This window comes from Maritalea sp., from assembly GCF_047634455.1.
Lineage (GTDB): Bacteria > Pseudomonadota > Alphaproteobacteria > Rhizobiales > Devosiaceae > Maritalea.
Genome location: NZ_JBLIAI010000039.1, coordinates 1 through 25,727, shown reverse-complemented (window position 1 = coordinate 25,727; position 25,727 = coordinate 1). Strand labels below are relative to the sequence as shown.

The window sequence follows — 25,727 nt, the reverse complement described above, 5'->3', positions numbered from 1 at the left end:
GAGCACAGGGCCAATCACTTGCGGGATCACGTCACCCGCCCGTTGAATGATCACCGTGTCGCCGATCAAAATGCCTTTGCGCTCAATCTCATCTTCGTTGTGCAATGTCGCGTTGGACACAACCACGCCACCAACAGTGACGGGTTTCAGCTTAGCAACCGGGGTCAACGCCCCAGTACGCCCGACCTGGATTTCAATATCTTCAAGAATTGTCGTGGCTTTTTCCGCCGGAAACTTAAACGCAATTGCCCAACGCGGCGCGCGCGCAACAAAGCCCCAACGGGCCTGCAAATCCAAACGATCAAGTTTAAAAACCACACCGTCAATGTCGTAACCAAGGGTCGCGCGTTGCTCACCGATCAAAGTGTGATGCGCCACCATTTCCGCAACGGTTTTGACCGTGCGCATCAATGGATTGACCTTAAAGCCCCATCGCTTGAATGCTTCAACAACACCCATTTGTGTGTCCGCAGGCATGGCCGAATTATCGCCCCATGCGTAGGCAAAAAACTTCAAGTTACGGCTGGCTGTCACATTTGAATCTAACTGGCGCAGCGAGCCTGCTGCCGTATTGCGCGGGTTGACATAAGTTTGCTTACCATCGGCCTCAAGCGTGGCATTGAGCGCTTCAAAATCAGCATGCGACATGTAAACTTCGCCACGCACCTCAAAAACATCCGGCACATCATCGCCCACAAGTTTTTGCGGTATATCTTTGATTGTTTTGAGGTTTTGCGTGATGTCTTCGCCTTCAGACCCGTCACCGCGGGTCGCACCTTGCACAAAAATTCCGTTTTCATATCGCAAGCTGGCAGAAAGCCCATCAATTTTGGGTTCCGCCGTGAAGGTCAGTTCAAGTCCCGCATCCTTAGCGAAAAACTTGTGCGCACGGCCAACATAGTCAGCCAAGTCTTCATCAGAAAATGCATTGCCCAACGAGAGCATGGGCACCCGGTGGGTGACTTTCTTAAAGCCATCTGCAATCGCAAACCCCACCGACTTTGTGGGACTGTCTTCGCGCACCAAATCAGGAAAGGCCACCTCTATTGCTTCGTTGCGGCGGCGCAGTGCGTCATAGTCTGCATCTGTGATTTCCGGCGCATCCTTTTGGTGATACGCCGCATCGTGCTTGGCAATTTCTTCGGCCAAATAGGCAAGTTCTTGCGCCGCTTCTTCACGGGTCAAATCAGCAACAAGCTTTTGCTCGGTCACACCGAAACCTCATCAATCAATCTATGGGCAGCAGCGCGGGCTTCATCGGTTATGGTGGAACCCGCCAACATGCGAGCAACCTCTTCACGACGACCTTTGTCGTCAAGTTCAGCCACGTGGGTGCGGGTTAGACTGCCCTCAGCAATCACTTGTTTTTCAATCAACAAATGTTTGGTGGCCCGGGCCGCGACCTGCGGCGCATGGGTGACGGAAAGCACTTGCACCTTATCAGAAAGACGCGCCAAACGCTTGCCAATCGCATCCGCAACCGCGCCGCCAACGCCAGTGTCGATTTCATCAAAGATCAACACAGGTGCAGACCCCTTGTCGGCCAACACCACTTTAAGCGCCAGCAAGAACCGCGATAGCTCACCGCCAGAGGCAACTTTCATCATGGGGCCAGGATTGGTGCCGGGGTTGGTTTGCACGTGGAATTCAATCACATCAAACCCATTGGCACTTTCGCGCGTTTCGTCGACCTGATGATCGACAATAAACCGCGCTTGCCCAAGCTTGAGGTCAGGCAACTCCGCTTCAACTGCCCCCACAAGCGTTTTGGCGGCCAATGAGCGCTGTTCGGTCAATGCTTTTGCCGCAGCAACATAGGCAGCGCGCGCTTCGTTCAATGCGATCCGCAAAGCGGACAAATCGTCGCCGCCTTGTTCCAAATCGCGGATTGCTTCAACATATTTCGCCAACATAGTGGGCAACTCATCGCAGGAAATTTGGTGCTTACGGGCCGCCGCGCGCAAAGCAAACAAACGCTCTTCTGTGCGTTCCAATTCAAGCGGATCAAAATCCATTTGGCGTTTAATTTCTTCCAGCGCCTCAGCGCTTCGATCAAGCGCGATGAGCGTTGCATCCAAACTTTCCACCAATGGCGTAAACAAGCCGCCCTCAGCATCACCTTTGCGCATCAATTGCCGCATCAAGCCCGCGAGTGCGCTCGAAGCAGCATTGGGGCCATTGAGCACCTGATCCGCGTCACGCACCTCGTCAGCCGCTTTTTCGAGCGCCATTAAACGCTGGCGCGTAGCTGCAAGCGGTTCTTCTTCACCAACGGCTGTGTTGAGTTCAGATAGTTCGGCTATGACATGCCGTGCAAAATCTTCATCTTGCTGCGCTTTGGATAGTTTTGCTTCTTGCCTGTTCAGGGCGTCTTGCGCTTCGCCCAGGGCTTTGTGTTTTGCGCCTAAGCTGGCCAAACTGGTTTGGCAATCGCCAAACGCATCCAGCAATGTTCTGTGTGTTGCGGGGTCCACCAATGCCCGGTCATCATGCTGGCCATGAATTTCGATGAGCTGTTCGCCAAGTTGGCGCAAAAACTTAGCCGAAACGGGCTGATCGTTGACAAAACCGCGTGTGCGTCCGTCTGAATATTGAACCCGACGCAAGATAATTTCTTCGTCGTCTTCAATTTCGTTTTCGCGCATCAGATCGCGAACCAAATGTTGATCAGGCAGATGTAGCGTTGCCACCACCTGACCGTGCGCACATCCTTTGCGCACCAAAGCCGCGTCACCGCGGCCCCCAAGCGCCAAAGACAACGAATCAAGCAGAATAGATTTACCCGCCCCTGTCTCACCCGTAAGCGCGGTCATGCCCCGATCCAGCATGAGATCGAGCTGATCAATCAAAACTATATTGCGAATTGAAATGGCACTTAGCATGCCACGGAATCCATCATAGATTCGGCACTCTGTCTAGCAGAAGACGCCGCGTCAGGTCTTTTGATTTGATAGCCAATTACCTTGCGCAACTTCAGGTGCCAAACCTTGTTTTTGCAAAAGCTTATATGCATCTTCATACCATCGGCTCGACGGATAATTAAGCCCCAGCACTGCCGCAGCTGTTTTCGCTTCATTAACCAACCCAAGGGCCAAATAGGCCTCAGTCAACCGCAACAAAGCCTCTTCCACGTGGGTCGAGGTTTGATAATCTTCAACAACGACACGGAAACGGTTTATCGCTGCTGTATAGTTGTTGTTGCCCAAATAGTAGCGACCAACAGACATTTCTTTGCCAGCCAGCTGATCTTTAGCGATCAGAATGCGCTCTTTCGCATCTTTGGCATAACGTGAGTCTGGGTAATTGTTGATAATCGCTTGGAAAGTGGCTATCGCGTCCTCAGCTGTTTGCTGGTCGCGTGTGATGTCTTTCATCTGATTATATTGCGCTGCGCCCTTCATATACATGGCGTATGGTGCATCTTCAGATGATGGATAAATTGCCAAAAATCGATCCGCAGAAAGTATCGTTTTTTCATATTGGCTGGTGCGCGCATTAATATAGACGGTCATCAACCGTGATCGCTCTGAATATTCAGAATATGGATGCTGGCGCTCAAGTTTATCAAACGTTTTTTGAGCCGACAAAAAGCGTTGGTCTTCAACTTGCGCAATGGCCTTATCGTACAATTCTTCAGCCGGAACGATCTCCTCTTCGACGATCTTTTTCTCGCCAAACAAGTTAAACCCTGCACAGGCCGACAATGAAAGAGCCAAAACAGCGACCATTACAAACTGAAATGAAGTTTTTAGTGCACGCAACATACGTTCAATTCCCATACCCAATAAATCGCCCCTACATCAAAGGCACGGCATCAATTCCGTTCGCCAAGCGGGATAAACCGCAAAACGAACAAAACTATGGCACGTTGTGTAATTTTAGCCAACCGAACGAATATAGCTCTGAGCGTTTAGCCCAACCGGCACATCTTCCAGAGCATCAAACTCAAGCGGCAAGTCAGAAGCATCGACAATTTCAAAATTCTGCTCACTGGCAAAAAGCCCATTAAGCACCAACGCATTCAGGCCATGCCCACCTTTGTAAGAACGGAACTTACCGTATATCGGCATGCCAGCAAGTGCCAAATCGCCCACTGCATCAAGCAATTTGTGGCGCACAAATTCATCTTCAAACCGAAGTTCGCCCGAATTGAGAATTTTATTCTCATCAACCGCGATTGAATTTTCCAGAGAAGAACCAAGCGCATAGCCAGCCTGGCGTAAAATCTTAGCATCACGCAAAAAGCCAAATGTCCGCGCAGACGACACGTCCCTTGCATATTTTGCGGGCGTCCAATCAAAAATCATCCGTTGGCGGCCAATGACATCATTCTCAAAATCAATCTCAACATCAAACGCCCGACCATTATAAGGCTCAAGCGCCGCAAACGCATCGTTTGACCGTACCAGAATAGAGCGCTTTATCTTGATGAATTTCTTTTCTGCTGGCTGAATCGCCAAGCCAATCTCAATAATCGCATCAACATAGTGGGCAGCGCTGCCGTCCAATACAGGGCATTCAGGCCCGTCAACGACCAGAAGTGCATTGTCAATGCCCAAACCAGAAAGTGCGGATACGACGTGCTCAATCATGGAAATAGTACCGGCATCACCCAAATCCACAGCCGTGCAAAGATATGTCCGCGCGACCCGGTCATGTATCAGCGGAAAAATTTCAGAAAGACGGCCATCATCAAATTTGCGGCAAATCGAATAGCCACTATTGGGATTGGCGGGATGAATAATCAGGCTGGAGGGCTGACCATTATGTACACCAATACCCGTAAAACTCAGCGCATCGGCAATGGTGCACTGTTTGGTGGCAAGTCTCTTCATACAATTAACCCCAGCCTATCGCGCCCCGAGCGCGCCGCCCCTTTTTTTCTTACTAGTAAACAAAAAACACCCGACGCGAAAGTCGCGCCGGGTGCTTTTTTTACAAAATACCCAATATTTTATCCGTGGCGTTTCAAAAAGCTCGGAATTTCAAGTTGTTCCTTTTTGGGAGCCTCTGCTGTAGCGGGACGACCAGAGCGATCCAAATTGCCTTTTGCACCCGGTGTTTCCACCCGACGGCTTGGCATACTTGCCTCCACGGCGCTGCGTGCCGCTGCGTCATCGGTTGCGGCCAATGGTGTTTCATCTTCTTTGGATTGCAAGCCAACATTGCTGGCCAAGCGACGGAACAATGCACGGGCATTGCGCGGCTCAGTTTCTGGTGTTTGCGCTTGCGCAACGGCTTCACGTGTAGGGGCCGGCAATTCGTCAGCGCGTGGCATGCGACGTGGTCCAGCCGGACGCTGTGCGGACTGAGGCACATATGTTTTTACGGGCTCTACATCGTTGACACGCGGACGATCATCGATTTCTGCCATCATCGGATCGGCTGTCGGAATATAGGGCTCTACGGTCACGTCGCTTTCTGTGGCGAGGTGGGCATGCCCTTCTTCGAGCGCCTTATTGACAGCTTGCTGCATCGCTGCATCCAACGCATCAACCGGGCTTGGTGTTGTCGGTTTTGGCGCTTCAATTTTCGAAGTTTCGGCTACAGACTGAGAGGCACTTACCTCACGTTTGACATGAATGGCCCGCGCTGCATTAGGCTGCACCGGATCCATGGCCTGCACCATAGCCGCGTCGGTTCCTGTTGCCACAACAGACACGCGGATTTTACCGTCCATAGTGTCGTCAAATGTCGCACCAAGAATGATATTCGCGTCTGAATCAACTTCTTCACGAATGCGGCTGGCCGCTTCATCAACTTCGTAAAGCGTTAAATCGCTGCCACCTGTAATGGAAATCAGTAGACCGCGCGCGCCCTGCATAGACACATCGTCAAGCAATGGGTTGGCGATCGCAGCTTCAGCGGCATGCCGTGCACGATCTTCGCCTTCAGCTTCCCCGGTCCCCATCATCGCTTTACCCATACCGCGCATGACAGCACGTACGTCAGCAAAATCTAGGTTGATAAGGCCCTCTTTGACCATCAAATCGGTAATGCAGGCAACACCTGAGAAAAGAACTTCGTCGGCCATTGTGAACGCATCCGCAAATGTCGTTTTGTCGTTGGCGACACGGAACAGATTTTGGTTCGGGATGACGATGAGCGTATCAACATGACGATGCAATTCATCAATACCATCTTCCGCAAGGCGCATACGACGGGCACCTTCAAACTGGAATGGCTTGGTGACAACACCAACAGTGAGTATGCCCTGTTCGCGCGCAGCGCGGGCCACAACTGGCGCTGCGCCAGTGCCCGTTCCACCGCCCATACCAGCGGTAATGAACGCCATGTGCGAACCGCTCAGATGGTCATTAATTTCGTCGATTGTTTCTTCGGCAGCAGCTCGCCCTACTTCTGGGTGCGAACCTGCGCCTAGACCTTCAGTAACTCCCACACCTAGCTGTATAACGCGATCCGCTTTGGAAAGCGCCAACGCTTGCGCGTCTGTGTTGGCTACAACAAATTCCACACCCTCAAGGCCGGAATCGATCATATTGTTGACGGCGTTTCCGCCGGCCCCACCAACGCCAAATACAGTAATGCGTGGCTTGAGTTCTTGAATATCTGGAATTTGAAGTTTGATGCTCATTTCTGGCCCCATTGTGCTCCGTTACCCCAGAATTACGCTTAGATTGTTAAGCCATCCCTAACATTTGGATCATTTTAATAAACTTTGATGCAATTTGCGTCACAAATTCACGTTGTTAAACAAAGTGTTTAGCTTAACAAAACCTTAAAAGCTGGTACGCAGCCAAGTGCCGATCTTTGAGAAATAGCCGTCGGTCCCAGTGAGCTTGCGTTGCGCAACGGGTTCCACATATTCAAGCTCACAGACCTGAGGATAAATCAGCATACCGACAACCGTCGAGAATGCAGGTCCCTTTGCCACCGTAGGCAAATTGCCAACGCCAAGCGGTCTGCCCTGCCGAACGTTGCGCGCAAGAATTCTACGCGCAAGTTCTGGCAAACCTGTCAGTTCACTGCCGCCGCCAGTTAAAACAAAACGTCGCCCACAAACATCCATCATGCCGGTTGCCAACATACGATCACGTAACACGGTCAGAATTTCCTCCACGCGTGGTCGCACAATCCGCGTGAGCGTTGCACGCGGAATTTGTGTCGGCGCTTCATTTTCTTCAGACCCGACAGGCTGAATTGGCACCAAGTCTCGCTCATCGCTTTGGCCCGGCAATACACTGGTGTATAGAATTTTGAGGCGTTCTGCGTCTTCAATACTCACAGACAGCTGACGGGCAATATCCAAAGTTATATTGTGACTGCCAATAGCAATCGCGTCGGCGTAAACCAGATAACCGTCTTTAAACACGCTCAATGTGGTCATCGACCCACCAAAATCAATCGCAGCGACGCCCAAAGCAGCTTCATCATCCACCAAAGCTGATAAGCCACTTGCATATGGCGTGGCCATAAAGGCTTGCACCTGCAAATGGCAGCGGTTCAACACCAGTTCGACGTTGCGCATGGCAAGCGTTTCGGCGGTGACGACTGATACGTCGACACCCAACGTTTGCCCGACCATGCCGCGCGGATCACGTATCCCAGCATGTCCATCAAGCGAATAACCAATAGGCAAAGCATGCAACACCGCACGATCATCCCGCACCGACCGCTCATTGACAGTGCGCAGAACTTTTTCCAAGTCGCGGTCTTCAACCTCGTGACCATCCAACGAAACGCTTGCAGAAAAAGTTTCAGACCCCAAACGCCCGGCAGAAATATTTACAACAACAGACTGAACAGTTACCCCAGCATTTCGCTCTGCCATGCCAACCACAGAACGAATGGCATGTTCGGCTTGGTCAAGATCGGTAACAACGCCCCCCTTAACACCCGCAGAAGGACCATAGGCAAAGCCCAACACCTCGGCGCTATGTGTGCGCCCCATTAAGGACTTTGTATCATCGCGTGGGCTAAGACGCGCAACAACACAGCATATTTTTGTCGAACCAATATCAAGTACCGAAATAAGGCTGGAACGCCCAGGTTGCAGCGGCTTCAGCCGTGCAGTCATTGCTTCGCTTAGCATTTCGGCTACTCCCTTTCAGCGGTGTCGGTCATTGTTTGATCCACCGGCCGGACCGCAATATATTCTGCAAGACGCATGTCGAGCACAGCGATATCACGCTCAAAAACCTGATATTTTTCTTGCAGTGTCAGCAATCGCTCCATCGCGCTTGCCGTTCCTGTTTCTGGCAACATAATCCGCAATCCAAAATCGTAGATAAGGTCCCAACGACGATCACCAATGCGGCTAGATGCCAACAAGCCATCGTTCAATCTTGGATATTTGTTTAATAGCGCGATCATTGCTGGAACATTGTCGGCAGCACCGTCGCCAACAAATAACGGTAGCCCGGCAATTGGTGCGGCCACAGGCGCAATCCGTTTTCCAAAACTATCAATAGCAAAATTTACGCCATCCACTGTCCAAATCGCCACAGGTTCTTTTTCAACCAATTCAACAATCAGCGTGTTGGGATAGATTTTGCGAATTGTGGCTTCTTGAATGCTTGGTAAAGCCTCAAGCCGAATCCGCGCCGCTTCTGCATCAAAATTCACCAGAGAAAGCTTAGGTTCCAACCCGACAGCGCTGAACAACAAGTCTTCGTTCGTTAATGCATACCCAGAAAGGGACAACTCCGTCACCGACAAACCTGCTTGCGCAAAAAGCGATGAGATGCGCCCAGAAGCATCAACAAGATAGTTGGCGATGCTGTTTTTGTAATACAAACTAGGGGCAGCAATGGCGGCCACTAAAAACAGGGCAATCAACCGCACCGCCAACCGTTTATGCAAAACCCAAAGATTGCGAGATTGCGCTGCGATGAGATGGGAGGCGCGACGCACAACCAAATCTGCGCCAAGCGGCCTGGCGGCAGCAATGGCACGGTTCGGCACCCCTGGCTTTACCTGTTGCAACTCGCATCCTCCACGATCCATGACACCAACTCTTCAAAGCTATGCCCTGCATGTTTGGCAATTTCTGGCACAAGCGAGGTTGGCGTCATGCCAGGTTGGGTATTGATTTCAAGACAGATCAATTCGCCCTCACCTCCCCTATGTGCCATGTAGCGAAAGTCCGTTCGCGTTACACCGCGACAGCCAAGAGCTTCATGTGCCTTCAAAGCCAGTCTTTGAACATTCTGGTAAATTTTCGGTGAAACTTGAGCAGGTAATATGTGTTCGGACCCACCTACCTCGTATTTCGCTTCATAATTGTAGAAGTGCAAGTCGGTCACAATTTCGGTGACCCCAAGCGCAACACCGCCCATAACCGCACAGGTCAGTTCACGGCCAGGAATATAGCGCTCAACCATCAAATGGTCCTCGCCTTTCCAGTCTGTCCGCAAAATCTCTTGCGGTGGATGTTCTGTCCCTTGCTTTACAATGAACACCCCAACGCTGGAGCCATCATTATAGGGCTTTACCACGTATGGCGGCGGCATTTGATGCTTGCCCGCGATGTCATCACGATGAGCGATAATATGATCAGTTACGGGTATGCCGGTCGACTTGAACACCAACTTCGACTGGTGCTTATCCATGGCTAAAGCCGACGCCAACACCCCCGAATGGGTATATGGAATGCCCATAATTTCAAGCATCCCCTGCACGGTTCCATCTTCGCCAAACCGGCCATGCAATCCGTTGAACACAACGTCCGGCTTTATGTCAACCAACCGCTGCGCCAGGTCACGATCCACATCAATCAAACTGACTTTATAGCCAGATCGCTCTAGTGCTGCAGCACATTCACGTCCGGATGAAAGCGAGACTTCCCGCTCACTTGTCCACCCGCCATATAGAACCGCCACATGCTTACTCATAGCTAAACCTGACCGGTGAACACGTCACCATCCAAAAATTCACGAACCTCTTTGCCCGGCACGAAATGTCCCATGCGGCGAATTTCCCACTTAAACTCAATGCCCGAATTTTCGCGCACTTTGTTGCGCACAGTTTCGCCCAATGTCTCGATGTCATGGGCCGTGGCATCGCCCAAATTGAGTAAAAAATTGCAGTGCAATTCCGACACCTGCGCATTGCCAACTTGCAATCCACGCCCGCCAGCCGCATCAACCAGTTTCCAGCTTGAATGACCTTCAGGGTTCTTAAATGTCGAGCCGCCGGTGCGCGAACGTGTTGGCTGTGAGCTTTCACGGCGTTCGGTGATTTCTTTCATCCGCGACTTAATATCATCAGGATCGCCTGCAAAACCTTGATAGATCGCTGAGGTGAAAATGATATCGCGCGGACCATTATTCTTGCGGTATTTGTAGCCCATATCGGCATTGGTCAAGGTGACCACTTCGCCGTCGCGCGTGACACCACGCAACTCGACCATCCGGTCTTTTGTTTCGGTACCGTAACACCCTGCATTCATATAAAGCGCGCCGCCAATGCCGCCCGGAATGCCGCGATAAAAGGTCAGCCCGTCAATGCCTGCATCCGCAGCAGCGCTGGCCACTTTTACATCCGGCAAAGCCGTGCCAACGCGCAACTTATGGTCGTCAAGCACTTCAACCGAACCAAAGCCTTTGGCGGACAAGCGGATCACCACACCGTCAAGTCCACCATCGCGAATAAGCAAGTTTGACGCCAAACCGATCACCGTGACTTTGATGTCTTTTGGTAGGTGCTTCAAAAAATATCGCAGGTCTTCTTCGTCTTTTGGCTGGTAAAATAATTGCGCAGGTCCGCCCACTCGAAACCATGTGATTTCGGACAGCATTTGGTTTGGCACCAAACGGCCACGCACACCATCAATCCAGTCTGAAAATTGGGGTAAAAGATCAGGAAAGCTCATCTATTTATCTCCCATAAGGGCCTGCAATTCACTCGGCAGCTTAGCGGCCCATTGGGTGATTGACCCGGCCCCCAGACACACCACATAGTCGCCCTTTTTCACCTTGGCTGCCAATATTGGCGCTAAAGCTTCTGGTCGATCCACAACCCGTGCATCGCGATGGCCTTTGGCCCTAAGTCGTTCAACCAAGCTCTCATGGCTAATGCCATCAATTGGCTGCTCGCCAGCGGAAAACACCGGGGCAACCAACACTGTATCCGCGTCGTTGAAACAGCTTGCGAACTCTTCGAACAGATCATCGAGCCGCGAATAACGGTGGGGTTGCACAATGGCAATTACATCGCCTTTTGCAGAGGCCCGTGCTGCTTTCAATACTGAAGAAATTTCAACAGGGTGATGTGCGTAATCGTCTATAATGCGCGCGCCAGCCACTTCACCAACGGTGGTGAACCGACGTTTCACGCCAGAAAATCCATCTAACCCACGGCGAATATCATCTGCATCCACGTGCAATTGATGCGCCACAGCAATCGCCGCTGTCGCATTAAGCACGTTGTAAATACCGGGCATCGGCAAAACCAAATCCTTGATGATCTCACTAGAGTCAGCCAGCCGATCCCGAATTTCCACCGTAAAAACTGATTTCCCATCCTTGTTGCGCACATCGGTAAGTAGCACATCGGCCTGTGGGTTTTGCCCATAAGTTATGATCCGTCGGTCGGTGACTTTGCCCACCAAATCCTGCACGATTGGGTGATCAAGACACATCACCGCAAAACCGTAAAACGGCACATTTTCGACGAACGTCAAAAATGCGTTTTGCACGGCTTCAAAATCGCCGTAATGGTCCAAATGTTCAGCATCAACATTGGTCACAATCGCAACGTCCGCGGGCAGTTTAACGAAGGTGCCATCGCTTTCGTCCGCTTCCACAACCATCCAATCGCCATCGCCCAGCCGAGCGTTTGTGCCATAGGCATTGATGATGCCGCCATTGATCACGGTCGGGTCAACCCCACCCGCATCCAACAGGCTCGCCACAAGCGATGTAGTGGTGGTTTTGCCATGCGTTCCGCCAATCGCAATCGCGTTCTTAAACCGCATGATTTCCGCAAGCATTTCGGCGCGTCGCACAACGGGCAATGAGCGTTGGCGCGCGGCAACAAGCTCAGGATTATCGGATTTGATGGCGGATGAAATCACAACAACGGCTGCACTGTCGATATTTTCGGCCCGTTGGCCAATATCAACGTGAATGCCTTTTGCTTGCAACCGTAGGACATTCGGGTTTGACGATAAATCAGACCCGCGCACTTCATAGCCCTGATTATGCAGCACTTCGGCAATGCCGCTCATGCCTATGCCGCCAATACCCACAAAGTGCACTGGCCCGATATTTTGTGGCATCTTCATTGTGATGCTCTCCTATTCTTCTTCATTGGCCGCGTCTTCGGCAACCAAAGCCAGCTTTTGCACGGCATTCTGCAGACAAAGCTTTTTGGCGTTTTGCGCCATGGATTTCAGTTTTTCTGGATCACTTAAAATGATGGTCAGTTCTTTAGCCAATGAATACGGTGAAAGCGTGCTCTGCTCTAAAATAATACCGCCCCCCACATCAACCATATTTTGCGCATTGTGCAGTTGATCTTGGTCTAACGACCCAGGCAATGGCACATACAAACCGGGTCGGCCAATTGTTGCGAGTTCAAAAACAGTGCTTGCACCAGATCGGCAGATCACCAGGTGCGACTTTGCGATCCGGCGCGGAAGGTCCTTGAAAAACGGCGCTAATTCTACGTTTAACCGCGTTTCAGCATAGACGGCTGTCGCCCGCTTCATGTCATCTTGCCGACATTGTTGGACCAATCGAATGCGCTTGCGCAATTCATCTGGGATATTCATCATCGCACCGGGCAACATGTCTGAAAACACTTGTGCGCCTTGCGATCCACCAGTGACCAACACGTTAATGGGACCATCATCATCCAATTGTGGATAAGCGATTTTGGCAGCTGCATGAACAACGTCGCGAACCGGATTGCCCGTTACGATGCACTTCTCTTCAAACTTTTCGCTATATTTGGTTTTGTCAAAACTCAAAGCAATGATGTCTGCAAATCTTGCGGTGGCTCGGTTTGCGCGACCCAACACGGCGTTTTGTTCATGCAGCACAGTCGGTATTCCACGAAGCGTGGCGGCAATAAGCGGGGGAAATGTGGGATAACCGCCAAAACCAATCACGGCATCTGGGTCTTCTTTTTTGAGAATACCACGCGCCTTTACGATCCCCTGCAATATCGAAATACCCGCTTGAAAGGCTTTTGCAGGATCACGAAAATTTGGCGTAGCAGCAGGAATGATGTGTGTTTTTTCAGCTGGAAAGTCCGCGACAAAACTGTTGGCCCGCCTGTCGGTCATCAGCTGCACCGAGTGGCCGCGCCGCTTCAGTTCCTGGGCGAGTGCTTGGGCTGGGAACAAATGTCCACCAGAACCTCCTGCGCAAACGACAAACTTACTCATGCAACCCCTTGACCAGACGCAACACGAAATGCTGGCAGTCCAGATTGAATTGTGTGTTCAGGTTTGCGGCGTGTAAGGCCCAACAAAATGCCCATGCCAAATGCAATCGCAATCATCGATGTACCGCCAGATGAAACAAACGGCAATGTCATGCCCTTTGGTGGAATAAGATTGAGATTAACCAGCAAATTAATACTCGCCTGCATCCCAAACTGAATGGTCACAGCACTCACTGCCAACCGTGAAAACAGGTTTTGCTGCAATTGCGCCAAATACATGCCGCGCACAACAACAAAAGCAATCAAAGCGACCAAACCAAGGCAAAACAAAATACCAAATTCGCCAGCTGCGGCAGAAAACACAAAATCAGCATGGGCATCTGGCAGCGCCCGTTTCGCCATACCCTCGCCAGGGCCAAGGCCAAACCACCCCCCCTCAAGCAAAGATTGAAGTGCCTTTTCCACTTGGTAATTGTCACCCGTCTCTGGATTTAGAAATGCATCAAACCGACGCGCAACGTGCGGAAACATAAAATATGCCGCAGCGATACCCGCAACTGAAATGCCGCCAAGCAAAGAAATCAGCCACCACGAAATCCCGGAAATGAACAGCAAGCCCGCCCAAGTCAAAAGAACAAGCGCGGTTTGTCCAATATCGGGTTGCAGCAACAAGACGCCAACAATGCCGCTCATTATTGCAAACGTAATCAAATGACCGGGCAGCCCAGGCTCGCGCATTTGTTCAGAAATCAGCCACGCCGCAATAATCGCAAATGCCGGTTTCACAAATTCAGAAGGTTGGATTGAAAACCCAACAATCGATAGCCAGCGCTGCGAACCTTTAACTTCGGTGCCCACGAACAAGGTGAGGGCCATTAACACCGACATGACAATCAAAACGGCAAGGGCCAGACGCCGCGCTTGCTGAGCTGTTAAAAATGATCCGGCAATCAACACGCCAATGGTGGGCACTAAAAAGATGATGTGCCGAATGGTAAAATGCCATTCGTTCAACCCCAAGCGCACGGCAACCGCAGGGCTTGCCGCAAAAGACATCATCACCCCGGCAACCAACAAGCCAAAAAGCGCAGCAAGCAATGGGCGGTCAACTGTCCACCACCACTCTGCAAGAGGGGTTTTTCGTTCTCTCGAAAACTCGCGTAAAAACATGGTGTTAACCGCACATCATCATTGGTCATAAACTTGATGAATAAAAATACACCAAATTTGGTTACCAACTCGCAACGATTTTGAATTTTTCAGGTGCTTTTAGCGCAGTTTCAATGAAGATAGGCCAATCATTGCCAGTACAAATGAAATGATCCAGAAACGAATAACGATCTGACTTTCTGTCCATCCCAGATGCTCAAAATGATGATGGATAGGGGCCATTTTGAAAATTCGTTTTCCTGTCGTTTTGAACGAAACGACCTGCACAATCACCGAAACCGTCTCTAACACGAACAAGCCACCAATGATGGCCAACACAATCTCGTGCTTTGTGGCAACAGCAATTGCACCCAGCATGCCCCCGAGCGCCAACGAACCCGTGTCCCCCATAAAAATAGAGGCTGGAGGCGCATTAAACCACAAGAAACCCAGCCCTGCGCCAATCAGCGCACCACAAAGAACGGCCAATTCGCCAGTGCCCGGCACAAAATTGATCAACAAATAGTTGGAGAAGACTTCGTTACCCACCACATATGCAATCAGACCGAACGAGCCTGCGGCAATCATTACCGGGACGATTGCCAGACCATCCAGCCCATCTGTTAGGTTGACCGAGTTGCCTGCAGCAACAATGACAAAGCCACCGAACACCACAAAGAATATCCCCAAATCCACGGCAAAATCTTTAATGAAAGGAAAGGCCAATGAGGTTGAAAAAGGTGTCTCGCCCATGGTTGAAACTGCATAGGTCGCAAGTGCGGCAACCACAGTCTCAAGCACCAACCGTTGCCTGCCCCCAAACCCAGAATTTGCGGCTTTGCTGACTTTCAAATAATCGTCATAAAAGCCGATGGCCCCGAAGCCGACCGTCACCCCCAGTACAATCCACACATATGCATTTGAAAGATTTGACCATAACAACGTAGAAACGATCACACTGACCAAAATCATCAAACCGCCCATGGTGGGCGTGCCCTTTTTGTTGATCAAGTGACTTTGTGGACCGTCTTCGCGAATGGGCTGGCCATGCCCTTGGCGCGCTTTGAGCTGCGAGATCACCAGCGGGCCAAATATAAACACGATAAACAGCGCGGTAATTGTGGCACCACCGGTACGAAATGTCAGATACCGAAAAACATTTAGCGGCGCAAACTGATCACCAAATTGCTGTAAAAAGTAGAACATTGAATTTCCAACCCTGTCTTTTGGCTTAAATTATGAATGCCGCGCGCGCAGCTCTTCAACAATTAAACCAAGTCCAATTCCGTTTGACCCTTTGACCATAACAACGTCACCAGGGGCAAGGGCTTCGCTCAGCAAATCTGCCAGTTCGTCTGTAGCCTCAAAATGCAATATGTCGAGTTTTCCAGCCAGTTTATTTGCCAAACCAACCATATGAGGGCCAACCAAATAGAGCACAATTATGCCAGACCTCAAAACACTTTGCGCTAAGTCTTGATGAAGTTCTGCCGCGCTTTCCCCCAACTCCAGCATGTCACCGAGCACACCAATTTTTTTGCCCGTTGTTGGAATTGTGTGCATAATTTTTAGGGCGGCCCGCATGGAAATCGGGTTGGCGTTATAGCTTTCATCAAGCAATGTAGCGCGTCCACCGGCCACCAAATCGAGTTCAATTATTTCACCGCGCCCTCTGGGTGCAGCAAAATCTGCAAGAGCATCTATGGATTGATTAACGTCAATATTGAACGCGTGCCCTACAGCGATTGCCGCCGTGCCATTCAACAAGGCGTGTTCGCCGAATTGGGGTACATAAAGCTCATACTCTGTCGCTTCTGTCTTCACTTTGCAGCGCAGGCCATGGTCCACATTTTGCACCTCGTCCACGCAATAATCAGCACCGGGAAAAACCCCGAAAGTTGTAATATTTGAAACATTTAGGTCCGTTGCAACTCGCTGTAACACATCCAAATGGTCGTGATCCGTTCCAAGAATAGCAACACCGCCAGGTTCGAGGCCTTCAAAAATTTCAGCCTTGGCCATTGCGATGCCAACTAGATCATCAAAGTGCTCCAGATGCGCCGCCCCCACATTGGTGACAACCACTGCATGAGGCCTGATCATTTTCACCAACGGGCGAATTTCATTGGCATGATTCATACCAACCTCAAACACCCCAAACTGAGCATCTGCCGGCATCCGCGCCAGCATCAATGGCACACCCCAGTGATTATTGAAGGATTTGATAGATGCGTGTGTTCGCCCCTGCGCTGCAAGCACAAGCCGGATCGCTTCTTTGGTAGAGGTTTTGCCCACGCTGCCCGTCACCGCAACAATTCTTGCTTTGGTCCGTGCGCGCGCAGCAACAGCCAATTTCTCAAGTCCGATCAAAGGGTCGTCAACGATAATCAGCGATAAGTTTTTTGGCGCGGTTGTCGCCCATTCAGCACCAACAAGAGCGGCACCAGCACCATTTGCAAGCGCTTTTTCCACAAAATCATGACCGTCAAATCGATCCCCGGCAATCGCGACAAATAAATCGTTCGTTCCAATATCGCGAGAATCTATCGACACCCCATCAAATTCTGCACCCGCGCATGCAAGAGCAACGCCCTTAGTCGCCACCAATATTTCACTTAATGTCCATAGGGGCATGTGCTAGGCACCAACCGCCTTGAGCACTACTTCATGATCCGAAAAATGGTGTTTTGTCTCACCAATAATCTGATAATCCTCGTGGCCTTTGCCCGCGACCAGCAGTACATCGCCCTGACCAAGCAAAGAAATTGCATGTTGAATTGCATCGCCCCGGCCTGCAACTTGGACCAAATTAGAATTGTCGGCCAATACTTGCGCTCGGATTGCAGCCGGATCTTCAGTGCGCGGGTTGTCATCGGTTAATATGGCGATGTCTGAATTGCTTGCAGCGGCAACACCCATCGGTCCGCGCTTTCCCTTGTCACGATCTCCCCCACAACCAAAGACCGAAATCAGCCGACCCTTTGCAAACGGACGCAATGCTTTCAAGGCAGTCTCAAGTGCGTCTGGCGTGTGCGCATAATCGACAAAAATTGCAGCGCCATTATGTTCTGCTACCAACTCCAGGCGGCCTTTTGCGCCTTCCAATTTCGACAAGCTCTGCAAAGCCTCATCTTTGTCAACGCCAGTTGCGACGGCCATCGCAAACGCCACCAATGCATTGATAACTTGAAACTCACCTGCTAGCGGCAAATAGAACTCAGCTTCTTCACCAACCAAACGGCCAAAAACACGCTGCCCATAGCCTTCAGGTTCAATCTTTGTAACTTCAAAATAGGCACCATTTTCACCAACAGTGATCACAGTTGCCTCGCGCTCCAAACCAGCAAACATAAACGGCGTCGCTTCATCGTCATCCATGTTGATGACACAGGTTCCACCTTCCGCCATCAATTCCTTGAACAGACGCAATTTCGCATCGTGATAGGCTTCCATCGTTTCATGGTAATCCAAGTGATCACGCGAAAGGTTGGTAAAACCTACAACTTTGAATTCCATACCATCTAAACGACGTTGGTCTAAGCCGTGGCTCGACGCTTCCATGGCCACATGATCTATGTTCGCGCGCTTAAGTTGTTGCAACGTCTGGTGCAAACTCATTGACCCAGGCGTTGTCAATTCACCACCTGTGGTCTGGCTATCAACGGTGACACCCAAAGTGCCAACGCTTGCACCCCGAATATTGTTCATTTCCCAGATTTGGCGGATGAACGACACAACCGAAGTTTTGCCATTCGTGCCGGTCACCGCAACTGCAACCTCTGGTTGCGGATCGCATACACGACACGCAGCGCGCGCAAAACACGCCCGAACATCATTGACCAAGTAAACCGGCACACCGGCGTCAAATTCCAAACCACGATCAGTAACAATAGCGGCAGCGCCCAGCCGCACCACATCACGGACGAATTCATTGCCGTGCGCCTTCACACCTGGCAGCGCAAAAAAGACAAATCCCTTCGTCACTTTTCGTGAATGCGATGTTATGCCATCAACATCCATATCGTGAAAGTCTTGTGCGGCGCTCGCACCGTCTAACAACATTTTGAGGGAATAACCCATTATATGTCCCTTATCGTAATTCTAGCGGTACAAGTCTTGCGTCTAATTCTGGATCAAGATTAGGCACAATTCCAAGCATTGGCGCAACCCTTTCTATAATCCTGCCCGTCACAGCACCCGTGTTCCACGCTGCTGTGGTTCCGCTTTGTTCATTTTCTTTTTGCGGCTCATCAATAACAATAATCATCGCATATTGAGGCGCATCCATCGGGAAGACTGAGGCGAAACTGTTGAAGTTATTTTCCTTGGAATATTTCCCATCAATCACTTTTTCTGACGTTCCCGTTTTACCACCAACACGATATCCCTCAACGGAGGCTTTACGACCGGAACCCTCAAGCGCGTTCAGACGCAACAAATACCGAATTTGATCGCTCGTACGCCCACTTATCACTTTCGTGCTGTTGGCCAATGCAGCAATTCGATCACGCGGCAAAAGCGTTGGCGTTATCAAATCACCACCATTCACCAGCGCCGAATAGGCGGTTAAAAGCTGCAATGGCGTCACAGACAATCCCTGCCCAAATGAAGCCGTAGCAGCGCGCACGTCTGAGAACTTCTTGGCAATTTGGCTTTTCGTTCTCTCCGGCAGTTCAATCACGGGTTGGCCATCCAAACCCACCTTCGTCAGGAAGTCGCGGAAACGGTCTTTGCCCAGTGCTTGCATAATTTTGATCGCACCAATATTCGAAGAATATCTAATCACTTCGGGCAGGCTCAATACCCGGTTTTCGCCATGGAAATCGCCAATTTTAAATCGTCCAAATTGCAATGGTTTCGTGGCATCAAAACTATCGGTAATCTGCACCAAACCAGAATCCAACGCGGCCGCCGCCGTAATTGGTTTAAACGTCGAGCCCAATTCAAACTTGCCCGCTGTGATTCGATTAAACCGCCCCTTTGCAAGCGCGCCAGCGGGTTCATTGGGGTCAAAGTCTGGCAAGGAAACCATGGCGATGATCTCGCCGGTTCTCACATCCATCATCACGCCCGCCGCAGCGATCGCTTGATAACGCTCAAGCGAATCTTTCAACTCACGGAACATCGCGTATTGGACGCGCAAATCAATTGATAATTCAACTGGTTGCAGCGGTCGATCACGTGCAAAGCCCAAATCTTGCAGCAATGCAACCTCACGTTGATCAAGAAACCGTTCCATGCCAGCAATACCGACATTGTCAACACTCACTGCGCCCAAAATATGCGCAGCCACGTTGCCACCGGGATAGAACCGACGTGATTCAGAAACAAAATCAATGCCCGGTATGCCCAACCGCAAAATGCGTTCTTTTTGTTGCGGCGTGAGTTCACGTTTCAGCCAAACAAAGCCCTCGTTACCATCAAGACGATTGCGTAGCCACTTTTTGTCCATATCTGGGAACTCAAGCGCTAGTGCTTCGACGGCTTCATCAACATCAACAATGCGCCGTGGTTCGGCAAAAAGAGATGGCACTTGAATATCAATCGCAAGCGGACTGCCGTTTCGATCCGTCAGCGCCGGACGTGTCGCGGTAAGCGCCGGGCGTGCCTGCCCTAAGGTCACCTCATCAACCTCACCTATGCCCAACATGACCAACCGCCCAGCCACAATCGCAAAGACCACCATGACCAGCGCAATCGTAAGCCGAATGCGGCTCTTCGTCATATGGCCACGCGATTTGCGTGCGCCATCAATAGCAATCGAAGAGCCACCTGCATGCATGACATCACTCATTGGCCGACAACCCTTCAACATTACTTGGATCAACACCAGCGCCCAATGACATCAAAAGCGCGTCCAAGCCTTCAGCATCAGGGGCTTTGAGGCGCATGGGAATGGATTCAATCGATCCATACTGCGCGACATTGAGTGGACCAATTCCCAACACCTCTGCATGCCGCTCCACAATCGCTTGTAGTCGGCTAGGCTGGTTTAGATACGCCCACTCCGCGTCTAGCGCGCTCAAAACCTGCTTCTGGCTAGAGATTTCGCTTCGCAATTCGATCACTTGGGATTGAACTTCTTCAGTTCGATATTTTTGGCCATAGACCAGAATTAGGGCCAAAAAACTGGCACAAAAGAGAATGAAATTGACAGCACGCATCAGGACATAAACTCCCGACGTGCATACCCAGGAACACCTAAGCCTTCTATACTCAATGTGCGTGCAGGTTCATCGTTGCGGACGGCAAATCGCAAAGTGGCAGAGCGGGCGCGTGGGTTCTGGTCCAATTCGGCCCTACTCGCCCGAATTGGCTTTGAAATATTTGCCCACGGTGACAAATCCTTCACCTGCATTGGCGCGTGACGTGAACCTTTTTCTTGCGGTTTAAAAAAGCGTTTCACAATCCGGTCTTCAACAGAATGAAAACTAACGACCGCTAAAACGCCACCTTCGGTCAATATTTCTTCGGCCGCGAACAGTCCGCGCACCAGCTGACCATATTCAGCATTCACAGCTATGCGTAACGCTTGAAAACTTTTGGTTGCCGGGTGCGAACCACCGGGTTTTCGACCCAGTTTTTCTGCGATCAACTCTGCCAGCTCAGTTGTAGTTTGAAATGGTTTGTCGGCCCGCCGTTCAACAATGGCATGCGCGATATGTCGCGCCCGTCGTTCCTCGCCAAGTTCAAACAAAATGTCCGAAATCTCGCGCTCGTCTCTCTCATTCACAAGATCAGCTGCGCTCTCACCGTGCTGTTCCATGCGCATATCAAGCGGCCCGTCACGCATAAAGGAGAAGCCACGCTCCCCCTCGTCTAGCTGCATGGAACTCACGCCAATATCAAGAACAATTGCATCCGCAGGCGCAAAATCATTTTCTGTTGCCAATTGTTCCAAGTCCGCAAAACGCCCCTGAACAAACTTAAATGCGTCGCCATAGTCATCGCTAAGGGTTTGCGCAAACGGCAGCACATTGGGGTCACGGTCAATTCCCGTAACGCGGGCACCAGCTTGCAAAAACGCGCGAGAATAGCCGCCCGCGCCGAATGTTCCATCGACCACGTGACGTGCCTGCAATGGAGAAATTGAGCGAACAACTTCATCCAAAAGAACTGAAATGTGGGGTGATTCTTGCGCCAAACAAATCTACGCCGCGTGCACGAACACGTTGGGCTGTACTCCCTCTGCGCCCAACACACGGGCGGTGCTACTCAAAAACCATTCTTTAACTTAAGAACAATTCTGAACCGCATTTTCTATGATGAGGCTTAATTTTGTGTTGCTTTTGAAGTAATTGAGTAAGAAAAGCCAGTTGGTCTATAAGCCGGATTTTGTAAGGCATAGCAAAGCTATACGCGGCAACCATTCATCTAGGACATTTGTTACCAAATGTCTCATGCAACCTACCCGGATGACTAGCTTGGAAACAGGCCGGTCTTGCGACCGCGTCATCCCTATTTGGTTTTGCTCCCGGTGGGGTTTACCTTGCCAACACCATTACTGGCCCTGCGGTGCGCTCTTACCGCACCCTTTCACCCTTACCATGCTACGCATGGCGGTTTGCTTTCTGTGGCACTTTCCCTAGGGTCGCCCCCGCCGGGCATTACCCGGCACCGTTTTTCCGTGGAGTCCGGACTTTCCTCTCCAGCTTGCGCTGCAGCGGTTGCCCGACCAACTGGCAACTGTGACATATTGTGTAGTGGGCAAAACGTCAAGCGATTGAACGGTTTGATTAGGGTCTGGACTCAATTGAGAAAAGGTCTGGATTGGGTGCAAAATAGATTGATTTGAGGAGAGAACCGAAAGCGATTTTCATATCGGTGAGGCTTTTCGACGCTGAAGCAGCCTGTTTTACACATAACCCGAAAGGCAGCGTTCAATTGAGTTCAGACCCTAGGCTTGTCGGCCGTCCAATATCGCATCATAAGCTGAGTTAATTACCGCCATCTTTTTGGATGTGACCAGGACCAGGTCTTCCGGCACCCCTTTAGCAATAAGCCGATCTGGATGATGTTCGCTGACCAATTTCCGATAAACAAGCTTCAACTCCTTGTCGGAAATCGTCGGATCTACGCCCAGAATAAAATATGGATCCGTGTCGGACAAAACCACATGCCGCGCGGCCAATCGGTCAAATTCCTCATCGGTAAGCCCAAAAATTTCACCCACAACCTGCAAATATCTCAGCTCATCCTCATGAACAAGGCCATCTGCTTCTGCAATGTGAAACAAACCATCAAGCACATGCTCCAATGCGTCACGGTCTTCATGAAACAGGCGTTCGATGCGCTTGGCATAAGACTCAAACCCTGCAACATCCTGCTGTGCCAAATCAAATATGCGTTCAACCTGATTTTCAGCACCTACGGGAATTTGCACATTCTGGCGAAAGGCACGAATCTCGTCTGCGGTCACAACACCATCAGCCGCTGCCATTTTTGCCGAAAGCGCCACAAGCGAAAGCGTAAACGCAGCTTCCTTGCCGCCAAGCAGCCAATTTTCTGGATCGAACAATTGCCCCAAGGAACCGGCAATGCCCGTCCCCTCTGCAAAAGAGCCAATCTTTTCTGAAATGATCTGCCAAACTGACATCTGCACCACCCTCGCCAACCCAGCAAAGCGCTGGATTGGGCTAGATATAGATCAAAAAACCGCACTTTCTAGGGCGAAAGCACAATTTGCGGCACTTTATGCAGGCCTGCGCCCCAAAAGTCGCGCCAATGCAAAGACCAATGACGACCGATTCATGGTGTAAAAGTGAAACTCCGTCACCCCATGATCAACAAGCTCCGTCACTTGCTCGGCGGCAACGGCGGACGCCACCAATGCATGGGTTTCTGGATCATTTTCTAGCCCATCAAATCGATCCACAAGCCAATCGGGAACACTTGTGCCGCACCGCTTTGCAAAATTCGCAACCTGGGTGAAATTGTGGATTGGCTGAATTCCAGCAACAATTGGCGCATGGATGCCTGCATTTCGCGCACGATCAACAAATCGCAAATAGTCGCTATTGTTAAAAAACATCTGCGTGATCGCGCGGCTCGCCCCCGCATCTATCTTGCGCTTGAGGTTTTCAATGTCAGAATGCCAATCTGGGCTCTGGGGGTGCATTTCAGGATAACACGCCACCGAAATATCAAAATCGCCAATTTCGCGAATACCCGCAACCAGTTCGGCAGCATTCTTGTAGCCGCGCGGATGTGGCTGGAAGGGCTGACCAACACCTTCAGTTGGGTCACCACGTAAGGCAACAATGCGCGAAATGCCGGCTTCTTGATAACCGCGTATAACGTCACCAACGTCTTCCTTGGACGCCCCCACACATGTCAAATGTGCAGCAGCATTGACGCCAGTATCTTTTTCAATGCGAGAGACAATCTTTGTCGTCCGGTCGCGCGTCGTGCCGCCAGCACCATAAGTCACGGACACAAAGCGCGGGTTCATCGGCGCTAGCTTGTCCATTGCAACCCAAAACCGTTCTTCCATTTTGTCGGTTTTGGGTGGAAAAAATTCAAACGACAATTGTAGCCGCTCAAGCTCGTAGTCAGGTTGCCGCGACAAACGCTGTGGTTGGCTGAATATTGGTGTGTCACTCATGCTTTGTTCCGGTCCGCTTTAGGATTGCTCTGTCAAATGCCAAATACAAACGGTCAGACCGCCACCTGGCTTGTTATGGGGAATTTCTCTTGAATCAGTGACGTGCAGTCCGGCCGCATTTGCCCATGCATGCATTTGCTCATGGGACAGTCCAAGCCGTTTGTGCGCTTGCTCTTCACGCAAAAATTCAAGTTTGTGGGGCATGAAATCGACAACAACTATTTTCCCACCTGGTTTGAGCGTCTGCCGCGCACTATCCAGCGCTTGGCCAGGATCGACAAAGTGATGTAAAACTTGATGCAACATCGCCAATTCCGCGCTCGCCCGATATTCATCCAATTGGGCAATGTCACCCAACCGAACAAAAACGCTCTTTTGGCCCGAACGCTCAAATTTTGAACGTGCCACCGAAATCATTTCACGGCTCGAGTCAATGCCAACGCCTTTCTTGAAATGTCCATCGAGCAGCTCCAGCATTCGACCAGTGCCCGTACCAAGGTCGATAAACAGATTCACCTCAACACCGTCCATCATTTCAACAATGGCGTCTTCAACCGCAGATTCTGGAGCATGCAAAGACCGAACGCGATCCCAGTCCATTGCAACTTTGGAAAAATATGAGGCTGCGCGGGCCTGGTGATCGCGCTGCACCGCATCAAGCCGCATCACATCGGCTTGAAGAACTGGATCGCTTGTATCAAGTTGCTCGAGTAAATGTTGTACCAATGTTGCTGCGCTCGCTTCATCTGACAATCGAAAAAATGCCCACGCCCCCTCCGCATGCCGCGTGACAAGTCCCGATTCAGTCAATAAACGCAGGTGACGCGATACGCGGGGCTGACTTTGATCGAGAATTTCGGTAAGGTCCTTCACAGAAAGCTCACCTACCGAGAGCAACGATAGTAGCCGTAGCCGGGTTATTTCACCCGCGGCACGCAAGATATCAACAAACTCTCTAAGTTCAGCCACTTTCAGCCCCAAATCACAACAACAAGATATAAAGCTATCTTTATATCCAAAGTACAGAATTTAGCAACGAAATAGGTTAAAGCACTTACACCGTTCACAAGACGACCTGGTATTAAAAAACCGCAATTAAATCAAAGATTAAATAAGAGTCGTAAAAAAGATGACAAAACAAGGTCACGCCACGGTGGAGGCAAGAGATGCTGAAAAACTTCAGCTTTGCTCCATCCTCAACGCACTTTCAGATCCTGTTCGGATTTCGATTGTTGAGCAACTTTCATCACACGGAGAGCTTTCGGTTGGCACCCTAAGTGAACCATATGCAATCACAGCGCCAGCGATTTCAAGACATTTGCGTGTTCTGGAGGCAGCTGGACTGATTGAGCGGCGCATAGATCGCCAATGGCGCATCTGTTCGTTGAACAAAGACGCGCTATCGCGAGTTGCAAATTGGTTGGAAGTCAACGGATAGACTAGGGTCTGGACTCAATTGAGAAAAGGTCTGGATTGGGTGCAAAATAGACTGATTTGAGGAGAGAAACGAAAGCGATTTTCATATCGGTGAGGCTTTTCGACGCTGAAGCAGCCTGTTTTGCATCCAACCCAACCCGAAAGGCAGCATTCAATTTTGCCAGTTTGTCGTTGAAATATCCTC

Annotated in this window: 23 protein-coding genes and 1 other RNA gene; 1 reads left to right on the top strand and 23 read right to left on the bottom strand. The window is 50.6% G+C overall.

Annotation, left to right across the window (positions count from 1 at the left end; all coding sequences use genetic code 11):
• From ligA to ACJAZW_RS10515, 22 genes are all read right to left on the bottom strand, one after another.
• A partial coding sequence (gene ligA / locus ACJAZW_RS10620) for an NAD-dependent DNA ligase LigA (RefSeq protein ID WP_415157852.1) occupies window positions 1–1,212 on the bottom strand: 1,212 nt, incomplete at its 3' end.
• Entirely contained in the window at window positions 1,209–2,882 is a 1,674-nt protein-coding gene (gene recN, locus ACJAZW_RS10615) for a DNA repair protein RecN (RefSeq protein WP_415157850.1), read from the bottom strand. The genes ligA and recN, both read right to left, overlap by 4 nt.
• Window positions 2,883–2,933: 51 nt before the next feature.
• Complete coding sequence (locus tag ACJAZW_RS10610; RefSeq protein ID WP_415157856.1) at window positions 2,934–3,779, bottom strand: outer membrane protein assembly factor BamD; 846 nt, start codon at window positions 3,777–3,779, stop codon at window positions 2,934–2,936.
• 99 nt (window positions 3,780–3,878) lie between these two features.
• Complete coding sequence (gene lpxC / locus ACJAZW_RS10605) at window positions 3,879–4,835, bottom strand: UDP-3-O-acyl-N-acetylglucosamine deacetylase (RefSeq protein ID WP_415157848.1); 957 nt, start codon at window positions 4,833–4,835, stop codon at window positions 3,879–3,881.
• Window positions 4,836–4,954: 119 nt separating this feature from the next.
• On the bottom strand, window positions 4,955–6,595 hold the full coding sequence (gene ftsZ, locus ACJAZW_RS10600; RefSeq protein WP_415157846.1) for a cell division protein FtsZ: 1,641 nt from the start codon (window positions 6,593–6,595) through the stop codon (window positions 4,955–4,957).
• A 144-nt stretch (window positions 6,596–6,739) separates the two neighbouring features.
• On the bottom strand, window positions 6,740–8,053 hold the full coding sequence (ftsA, locus tag ACJAZW_RS10595) for a cell division protein FtsA (RefSeq protein WP_415157844.1): 1,314 nt from the start codon (window positions 8,051–8,053) through the stop codon (window positions 6,740–6,742).
• 5 nt (window positions 8,054–8,058) lie between these two features.
• On the bottom strand, window positions 8,059–8,967 hold the full coding sequence (locus ACJAZW_RS10590) for a cell division protein FtsQ/DivIB (protein ID WP_415157842.1): 909 nt from the start codon (window positions 8,965–8,967) through the stop codon (window positions 8,059–8,061).
• Window positions 8,934–9,854: a D-alanine--D-alanine ligase gene (locus ACJAZW_RS10585; RefSeq protein ID WP_415157840.1), complete on the bottom strand. Its 921-nt coding sequence runs from the start codon at window positions 9,852–9,854 to the stop codon at window positions 8,934–8,936. Before ACJAZW_RS10585 ends, ACJAZW_RS10590 begins: the two co-directional genes overlap by 34 nt.
• Before the next feature lie 2 nt (window positions 9,855–9,856).
• Complete coding sequence (gene murB / locus ACJAZW_RS10580) at window positions 9,857–10,834, bottom strand: UDP-N-acetylmuramate dehydrogenase (RefSeq protein ID WP_415157838.1); 978 nt, start codon at window positions 10,832–10,834, stop codon at window positions 9,857–9,859.
• Window positions 10,835–12,247 carry a UDP-N-acetylmuramate--L-alanine ligase gene (murC, locus tag ACJAZW_RS10575; protein WP_415157836.1) on the bottom strand — a complete coding sequence of 471 codons (1,413 nt, stop codon included), beginning with the start codon at window positions 12,245–12,247 and terminating at the stop codon, window positions 10,835–10,837.
• 12 nt (window positions 12,248–12,259) lie between these two features.
• Window positions 12,260–13,354, bottom strand: a complete 1,095-nt coding sequence (gene murG / locus ACJAZW_RS10570) for an undecaprenyldiphospho-muramoylpentapeptide beta-N-acetylglucosaminyltransferase (RefSeq protein ID WP_415157834.1) — start codon at window positions 13,352–13,354, stop codon at window positions 12,260–12,262.
• Window positions 13,351–14,523, bottom strand: a complete 1,173-nt coding sequence (locus ACJAZW_RS10565; RefSeq protein ID WP_415157832.1) for an FtsW/RodA/SpoVE family cell cycle protein — start codon at window positions 14,521–14,523, stop codon at window positions 13,351–13,353. The genes murG and ACJAZW_RS10565 overlap by 4 nt, the downstream gene beginning before the upstream one ends.
• Before the next feature lie 99 nt (window positions 14,524–14,622).
• Window positions 14,623–15,708 carry a phospho-N-acetylmuramoyl-pentapeptide-transferase gene (gene mraY, locus ACJAZW_RS10560; protein ID WP_415157830.1) on the bottom strand — a complete coding sequence of 362 codons (1,086 nt, stop codon included), beginning with the start codon at window positions 15,706–15,708 and terminating at the stop codon, window positions 14,623–14,625.
• A 30-nt stretch (window positions 15,709–15,738) separates the two neighbouring features.
• A complete protein-coding gene (locus tag ACJAZW_RS10555; protein ID WP_415157828.1) occupies window positions 15,739–17,136 on the bottom strand; it encodes a UDP-N-acetylmuramoyl-tripeptide--D-alanyl-D-alanine ligase in 1,398 nt (465 codons plus the stop codon).
• Window positions 17,137–17,139: 3 nt separating this feature from the next.
• Complete coding sequence (locus tag ACJAZW_RS10550; RefSeq protein ID WP_415157826.1) at window positions 17,140–18,582, bottom strand: UDP-N-acetylmuramoyl-L-alanyl-D-glutamate--2,6-diaminopimelate ligase; 1,443 nt, start codon at window positions 18,580–18,582, stop codon at window positions 17,140–17,142.
• Window positions 18,583–18,592: 10 nt separating this feature from the next.
• Window positions 18,593–20,152, bottom strand: coding sequence for a peptidoglycan D,D-transpeptidase FtsI family protein (locus ACJAZW_RS10545; RefSeq protein WP_415157854.1), 1,560 nt, complete (start codon window positions 20,150–20,152; stop codon window positions 18,593–18,595).
• Between the two features lie 136 nt (window positions 20,153–20,288).
• Window positions 20,289–20,666: a hypothetical protein gene (locus tag ACJAZW_RS10540; RefSeq protein ID WP_415157824.1), complete on the bottom strand. Its 378-nt coding sequence runs from the start codon at window positions 20,664–20,666 to the stop codon at window positions 20,289–20,291.
• Window positions 20,666–21,646 (bottom strand): 16S rRNA (cytosine(1402)-N(4))-methyltransferase RsmH, encoded by a 981-nt coding sequence (gene rsmH / locus ACJAZW_RS10535; protein WP_415157822.1) that lies wholly within the window; start codon window positions 21,644–21,646, stop codon window positions 20,666–20,668. The genes ACJAZW_RS10540 and rsmH overlap by 1 nt, the downstream gene beginning before the upstream one ends.
• A 164-nt stretch (window positions 21,647–21,810) precedes the next feature.
• Window positions 21,811–22,185: RNase P RNA component class A (gene rnpB, locus ACJAZW_RS10530), an RNA gene on the bottom strand.
• Between the two features lie 214 nt (window positions 22,186–22,399).
• Window positions 22,400–23,098 carry a TerB family tellurite resistance protein gene (locus ACJAZW_RS10525; protein ID WP_415157820.1) on the bottom strand — a complete coding sequence of 233 codons (699 nt, stop codon included), beginning with the start codon at window positions 23,096–23,098 and terminating at the stop codon, window positions 22,400–22,402.
• Between the two features lie 96 nt (window positions 23,099–23,194).
• The gene (gene metF / locus ACJAZW_RS10520) at window positions 23,195–24,106 is read right to left on the bottom strand and encodes a methylenetetrahydrofolate reductase [NAD(P)H] (RefSeq protein ID WP_415157818.1); all 912 of its coding nucleotides are present in this window, start codon (window positions 24,104–24,106) and stop codon (window positions 23,195–23,197) included.
• 18 nt (window positions 24,107–24,124) lie between these two features.
• Window positions 24,125–25,075 (bottom strand): ArsR/SmtB family transcription factor, encoded by a 951-nt coding sequence (locus ACJAZW_RS10515; RefSeq protein WP_415157816.1) that lies wholly within the window; start codon window positions 25,073–25,075, stop codon window positions 24,125–24,127.
• Between the two features lie 160 nt (window positions 25,076–25,235).
• Here ACJAZW_RS10515 and ACJAZW_RS10510 point away from each other — a divergent pair, with 160 nt between their 5' ends.
• The gene (locus tag ACJAZW_RS10510) at window positions 25,236–25,544 is read left to right on the top strand and encodes an ArsR/SmtB family transcription factor (RefSeq protein WP_415157814.1); all 309 of its coding nucleotides are present in this window, start codon (window positions 25,236–25,238) and stop codon (window positions 25,542–25,544) included.
• 1 nt (window position 25,545) lies between these two features.
• Here the strand turns inward: ACJAZW_RS10510 and ACJAZW_RS10505 are convergent.
• A partial coding sequence (locus tag ACJAZW_RS10505) for a hypothetical protein (RefSeq protein WP_415157812.1) occupies window positions 25,546–25,727 on the bottom strand: 182 nt, incomplete at its 5' end.

Bases quoted from the DNA above. Each gene is read 5' to 3' on its own strand.
- recN (WP_415157850.1), bottom strand. From the start codon at position 2,882: ATGCTAAGTGCCATTTCAATTCGCAATATAGTTTTGATTGATCAGCTC.
- ACJAZW_RS10610 (WP_415157856.1), bottom strand. From the start codon at position 3,779: ATGGGAATTGAACGTATGTTGCGTGCACTAAAAACTTCATTTCAGTTT.
- lpxC (WP_415157848.1), bottom strand. From the start codon at position 4,835: ATGAAGAGACTTGCCACCAAACAGTGCACCATTGCCGATGCGCTGAGT.
- ftsZ (WP_415157846.1), bottom strand. From the start codon at position 6,595: ATGAGCATCAAACTTCAAATTCCAGATATTCAAGAACTCAAGCCACGC.
- ftsA (WP_415157844.1), bottom strand. From the start codon at position 8,053: ATGCTAAGCGAAGCAATGACTGCACGGCTGAAGCCGCTGCAACCTGGG.
- ACJAZW_RS10590 (WP_415157842.1), bottom strand. From the start codon at position 8,967: ATGGATCGTGGAGGATGCGAGTTGCAACAGGTAAAGCCAGGGGTGCCG.
- ACJAZW_RS10585 (WP_415157840.1), bottom strand. From the start codon at position 9,854: ATGAGTAAGCATGTGGCGGTTCTATATGGCGGGTGGACAAGTGAGCGG.
- murB (WP_415157838.1), bottom strand. From the start codon at position 10,834: ATGAGCTTTCCTGATCTTTTACCCCAATTTTCAGACTGGATTGATGGT.
- murC (WP_415157836.1), bottom strand. From the start codon at position 12,247: ATGAAGATGCCACAAAATATCGGGCCAGTGCACTTTGTGGGTATTGGC.
- murG (WP_415157834.1), bottom strand. From the start codon at position 13,354: ATGAGTAAGTTTGTCGTTTGCGCAGGAGGTTCTGGTGGACATTTGTTC.
- ACJAZW_RS10565 (WP_415157832.1), bottom strand. From the start codon at position 14,523: ATGTTTTTACGCGAGTTTTCGAGAGAACGAAAAACCCCTCTTGCAGAG.
- mraY (WP_415157830.1), bottom strand. From the start codon at position 15,708: ATGTTCTACTTTTTACAGCAATTTGGTGATCAGTTTGCGCCGCTAAAT.
- ACJAZW_RS10555 (WP_415157828.1), bottom strand. From the start codon at position 17,136: ATGCCCCTATGGACATTAAGTGAAATATTGGTGGCGACTAAGGGCGTT.
- ACJAZW_RS10550 (WP_415157826.1), bottom strand. From the start codon at position 18,582: ATGGGTTATTCCCTCAAAATGTTGTTAGACGGTGCGAGCGCCGCACAA.
- ACJAZW_RS10545 (WP_415157854.1), bottom strand. From the start codon at position 20,152: ATGTTGGGCATAGGTGAGGTTGATGAGGTGACCTTAGGGCAGGCACGC.
- ACJAZW_RS10540 (WP_415157824.1), bottom strand. From the start codon at position 20,666: ATGCGTGCTGTCAATTTCATTCTCTTTTGTGCCAGTTTTTTGGCCCTA.
- ACJAZW_RS10525 (WP_415157820.1), bottom strand. From the start codon at position 23,098: ATGTCAGTTTGGCAGATCATTTCAGAAAAGATTGGCTCTTTTGCAGAG.
- metF (WP_415157818.1), bottom strand. From the start codon at position 24,106: ATGAGTGACACACCAATATTCAGCCAACCACAGCGTTTGTCGCGGCAA.
- ACJAZW_RS10510 (WP_415157814.1), top strand. From the start codon at position 25,236: ATGACAAAACAAGGTCACGCCACGGTGGAGGCAAGAGATGCTGAAAAA.